Genomic DNA, 4,892 nt, shown 5'->3' with positions numbered 1-4,892 from the left:
CACAAGGTGTTCGAAGGCAACAAGCCCACCAACTCCATCATGATGGACTACGTTTCTCCGGAACGTCTCGGTGCTCTCATCGCCATGTACGAACACAAGATCTTCACCCAGGGCGTTATCTGGAACATCAACAGCTACGACCAGTGGGGTGTTGAACTGGGTAAGCAGCTGGCCATGAAGATCCTCCCGGAACTGAAGGAAAACACCGAACTCAAGCACGATTCCTCTACCAACCAGCTCATCAACTGGTTCAAGAAGAACCAGAAGTAAGCAGAGCTTACTTCTGTAGTGATTAGTGTTTAGTGGCTAGTGGTTAGGAACGCGGGCTAAACCAGCATTCCTATACGCTTTAAGCTTTACACAAATAAGAACAACCCGTCCGGTTTATGCCGGGCGGGTGTTCTATTTAAATCAAGTTTTGCTTCGCAGGCACTTATGGCTGGTACTTCTCCCGCTTTTCGCGGAGGGACTGGATTTCCGCCTGGACTCGCAATGCAGACTCATGAGCTTCAGCATAGATTTTATCTGAAGACCAATTCTTTGTCCTCTCACAATGAGCCTCACGGATTTTATGAATATCCTCTACAGTAAAGTCTTTCGAGATATCTACTTTTTCCATAAACGATACACCTCGTCTTCCTGATGTTCAATAAGGACCGTGGGCTGCACAATTGCCAACATAGATAAATCCTGATGCAGGTAGCTGATTACAGAAGTATCAAGATAGACCTTCAATTTTTTCTGGTTGTCATTAGACATAGCATCTCCTCTTAAAAGAAAAAAAACACTTGATTTTCTCAAGTGTTCAGGAGACGATTTCTAACGCTCGGGATGTAATATAGAAAGCACCCTATTTTTGTAAAGGGTGCTTAGGTAAAAGGTTTGTAATTTATGACTTTGCCTCTACAGCATTGCCATTTTACTTCAGCAAAATTCTAAGAAGTGATTCCGCTGTTTCATTCTCGACAAAACGGATTGCGGTGACCGGCCTGTATTCAAAGGACATGTATTTCGCAAGCTGCAAAGCCGCAAACTTGTGGTCCTGAGAATAGCAGTAGGAAAGATCGTACATTCCATTTTCTACGGAAGGCAGAGGTTCCATCTTCGCAACCGTTTCGCAGATTGAATCATCGGGCAATTCCAACAATTCCTTGATTTTGTCACCATCATTAGGATCCAGCTCCAGGTCGCCACCATCAATTTTTGATTTTGTCGGGTTGTAAAAGATTGTCTCCCTGAGACCAAAGAATGTTTTCTTGACGGTAATGTTGGATTGGTTGTGAAGGGAGTCATCCATCTCCCTGTCATTTGTAAGACTCATTTTTCTTTCTCTTGTTTATAAAATTTGTGAAAGCCGCGTGCACGCCAAAACAAACGCAAGTTCTTTGCGCGGCATAATTGCAATCTTTATGGGAGAAAGAAGGATTAGCAGAGCATTCGCTCAAGAGTATAGACGTAGTATTCCTTCGGGTGTTCAAACGTAAGTGCAGTCGGAAATTCCGACCGCAAAGCGGCACGTCCCAAAGCACCTCGAGCGTCTTTAAAATCGTGCCAGCCAGAAATTCCACGATAGGCGTTACGGCCACCGAATCCATCAAGGGAAACAACCCGCAGAATCCGGGTGGAAATATTCTGTGCAGGAGCGCGAGATTCCACATACGCCGTTACAGGAAGAGCATCGCCATAACGCAACAAATGGTCGCCCTGCAATTCCTGTGCTTGACGGGAATCAACGAAACTTGCGTAGGCGCCAATATTAATTCCGGCAAGTAACGCGAACACCGCACTTACCAAAATCATCGCAGCATTTTGCTTAAGCCACTTCATAACGAAACCACAAAATAAAAAAATATTAGTATGACGTCTTAATTTTAGGAGCGGCTCCCCCCAAAAAAACGCTCCCATTCTAGGTTACTTTACAAAAGCCTTGTACAGGACTTCCGCTTCGTCACCTTCTGCTGTTTCATTTTCGACAAAACGGATGGCGGTAACGGGTCTGTATTCAAAGGACATATACTTCGTAAGCTGCAGGGCCGCAAACTTGTGGTCTTGAGAATAGCAGTAGGAAAGATCGTACATTCCATTTTCTGCAGGCAATAGATGGTCCATCTCTTTGTCATTTGTTAGGCTCATTTTCTTTCTCTTGTTTGTGAAAAGTTTTTCGCGCGAAAGCACAATCTCTTGAACAAGATGTAAAAAAGCATTAGGTCATGACAAGGCTGATTGTTCAAAACAAAAACCTCGCCCAGCACTAGCTGAACGAGGGTCTTTTTCTTAAGGAGAGGATGAATAAAGTCTTAATTATCACCGTTGCGCATTTCAGTTTGTTCACGATCGATTGTGTAGGTCAGGTATTCGCGGAAATCACGATCAATGGTTACGCCTTCGAAATCTTCAATATCATCTTTCAACACGAACACGCCGGTTTCATTGAGCCATGCATTGATATCGTAGTTTTCAAGAATGACACTAGTATTTCCTGCAGCCTTAGCCACCTTTTCGATCTTTTCTTTAGCTACCCAGCCCTTGCAGTCTGCAGCCTTTACTAAAGCGTCAGCTTCGACTTCCTTAAGAAGAGTAAGTTCGTCGGCAAAGTGTGCAGTGCAAATAACCTTGTCTCCACCACGCTGTGCCAGGATATCCAGATCTCCGAGTTTGGACTTAACCATCTGAGAAGCAAAAGACATCGAGACCATTGTAGCGAGAACCAGAACCGTTGTCAGTTTAAGCGTTTTCATGGTAAGCCTCCTTGTTGGTGAACCTTCATCGGCCCACATTTTTAAAGTACAAAAGGGCTTTTTCGCAGACCACAAAATGTTAAAAATTTTTGACAAAACTCATTCCAAGGTGGAATACGCAAGCTGTGGTCGCCCTTGCCGGAATTTTGTATAGAGGTCGATGATTCGCGGGAATCCTGCAACGGCATAAGGGCACATCGGTAAACAACAAATGTGAGGATTTTTTCGCAGACTACGTTGTGGCAAAGTATATTTTGAACATGAAAAATTTGAAGTTCGGAATTCTCGGATGCGGTTATATTGCCGGTAAGATGGCAGAAGCCGTGAAGGTTTTAGAAAACAAGGGCATGGGCGTGGAGCTGTACGCCGCAGCCGCAAGGGACTTGACGAAGGCCCAGGCATTCGCCGGACAGTATGGAGCGGCAAAGGCATTTGGCAGCTACCAAGAGCTGGTCGCTGATCCTGAAGTAGACTTGATTTATATTGCAACTCCCCACTCCCATCATTATGAACACGCGAAATTGTGCATCGCAGCCGGCCGTAACATTCTAGTGGAAAAGGCATTTTGCGCCAACGTGAAGCAAGCCACAGAAGTGATTGCCATGGCCCACGACAAGGGCGTATTCTTGTGCGAAGCCATGTGGACCAGATTCCTGCCTGCTGTACAGACTATTCGCCAGTGGATTGCCGCTGGGCGCATTGGCGAAGTGCAGAGCGTCGAAGCAGATTTCTCCCAGCCCCTCACCCATGTGGAACGCCTGATGAATCCGGCTTTGGCTGGAGGCGCCTTGCTGGACTTGGGCATTTACAGTTTGACTTTCGCAGACCTGTTCTTGAATGAAGAAGGTTGCCGCGGCAACGACGGCATTGTTGGCAGGGATTGCGCAAACTACGGCGCACCTATTGCGGGCATTGACGCACGTTGCATCAAGACGGATACCGGCGTGGATGCCACCGACTGGATCAACATCACTTACAAGAACGGCAAGAAGGCTTACCTCAAGACTTCCATTACAGATGCTTGGCGCAACGAAGGCGTTATCTATGGAACGGCAGGTCGAATCCGTGTTGTCAACTTGAACGACATGGAAGAATTGCAGGTTTACGATGCAGCAGGCCAGCTTGTAGAAAGCGTAAAGCCGGAAAGAATCTGTAACTGCTACGAGTATGAAGTGTTGGCTTGCCGCGGCGCTCTAATCAAGGGTGCCAGGGAATGTCCGGAGATGACTCATTACAAGACCATGGAAATGATGGAACTGATGGACAATCTTCGTGATCGTTTTGGCGTCAGCTATCCCTTTGAAATAGCTCCTGGCGTTACCTGGGACCGCAGCGGCAACAAGTCCATTCTGCAGGTGTTTGACATCGAGACCGGAAAGATTACCACCCTCAAGAAATTCGACTGCGTCATAGAAGCGCCCAACTGGAGCGCCGACGGAAAGTACATCACCTACAATTCCAACGGTCGCATCTATAAGATGGACCTGGTCCGCGACGCTGCCGGCGAACTTGCCGCAGACGACATTACGGAGGTCCCCAGCTACTATGTGGACAACTGCAACAACGACCACGTTCTCGACCCCGATGGAAGCGGTTTGTACGTAAGCCACCACACCAAGGAAGATGGCCAGTCCCGCATCTACAAGATTTTCTTTGACGGGCGCGAACCTGTGCTGGTGACGCCGCTGGCCCCTAGCTATCTCCACGGAATCACTCCCGACGGAAAGCACCTGGCCTACTGCGCCGAACGCAACGGCGAGTACGATATCTACACCATTCCTACCGCCGGTGGAAACGAAGTCCAGCTTACGACGGCACGAGGCCTCAATGACGGCCCCGAATACGATTGCAAGGGCGAATACATTTGGTTCAACTCTGTACGCACAGGCCGCATGCAGGCATGGCGCATGAAGGCCAACGGTTCCGAACAGACCCAGATGACCTTCGATGAACATTGGAATACCTGGTTCCCCCATATTTCCCCGGACCTGCAGAAGGTGGTCATGGTAGCCTACACGGAAGTGGATGTGAAGCCCGGTGAACACGTGCCAAACAAGATGGTGGAACTGAGATTGATGGAAAAGGAAATCCCGGCTCAAGGCCGGGATGACATGAGCAACGGCCGGGATGACATGAGCAACGGCCGGGATGACA

Annotated in this window: 8 protein-coding genes; 2 read left to right on the top strand and 6 right to left on the bottom strand. The window is 47.9% G+C overall.

What is annotated here, in order from left to right:
- A partial coding sequence (gene pgi, locus MJZ25_16320; GenBank protein MCQ2125741.1) for a glucose-6-phosphate isomerase occupies window positions 1-270 on the top strand: 270 nt, incomplete at its 5' end.
- A 163-nt stretch (window positions 271-433) separates the two neighbouring features.
- Here pgi and MJZ25_16315 read toward each other — a convergent pair.
- From MJZ25_16315 to MJZ25_16290, 6 genes are all read right to left on the bottom strand, one after another.
- Window positions 434-619 carry a hypothetical protein gene (locus MJZ25_16315; GenBank protein ID MCQ2125740.1) on the bottom strand — a complete coding sequence of 62 codons (186 nt, stop codon included), beginning with the start codon at window positions 617-619 and terminating at the stop codon, window positions 434-436.
- The gene (locus MJZ25_16310) at window positions 607-759 is read right to left on the bottom strand and encodes a hypothetical protein (GenBank protein ID MCQ2125739.1); all 153 of its coding nucleotides are present in this window, start codon (window positions 757-759) and stop codon (window positions 607-609) included. Before MJZ25_16310 ends, MJZ25_16315 begins: the two co-directional genes overlap by 13 nt.
- A gap of 160 nt (window positions 760-919) precedes the next feature.
- Window positions 920-1,321, bottom strand: coding sequence for a hypothetical protein (locus MJZ25_16305; protein ID MCQ2125738.1), 402 nt, complete (start codon window positions 1,319-1,321; stop codon window positions 920-922).
- A 104-nt stretch (window positions 1,322-1,425) separates the two neighbouring features.
- Window positions 1,426-1,827 (bottom strand): hypothetical protein, encoded by a 402-nt coding sequence (locus tag MJZ25_16300; protein MCQ2125737.1) that lies wholly within the window; start codon window positions 1,825-1,827, stop codon window positions 1,426-1,428.
- Between the two features lie 84 nt (window positions 1,828-1,911).
- Entirely contained in the window at window positions 1,912-2,133 is a 222-nt protein-coding gene (locus MJZ25_16295; GenBank protein ID MCQ2125736.1) for a hypothetical protein, read from the bottom strand.
- 164 nt (window positions 2,134-2,297) lie between these two features.
- A complete protein-coding gene (locus tag MJZ25_16290; GenBank protein ID MCQ2125735.1) occupies window positions 2,298-2,738 on the bottom strand; it encodes a hypothetical protein in 441 nt (146 codons plus the stop codon).
- Between the two features lie 260 nt (window positions 2,739-2,998).
- Between MJZ25_16290 and MJZ25_16285 the strand changes: the two genes are divergently transcribed.
- The coding region (locus tag MJZ25_16285) for a Gfo/Idh/MocA family oxidoreductase (protein MCQ2125734.1) at window positions 2,999-4,892 on the top strand (1,894 nt) is incomplete at its 3' end.

Source organism: Fibrobacter sp., assembly GCA_024399065.1.
Lineage (GTDB): Bacteria > Fibrobacterota > Fibrobacteria > Fibrobacterales > Fibrobacteraceae > Fibrobacter.
Note: the sequence above shows the minus strand (reverse complement) of the source record. Positions and strands in the feature narration are given on the sequence as shown.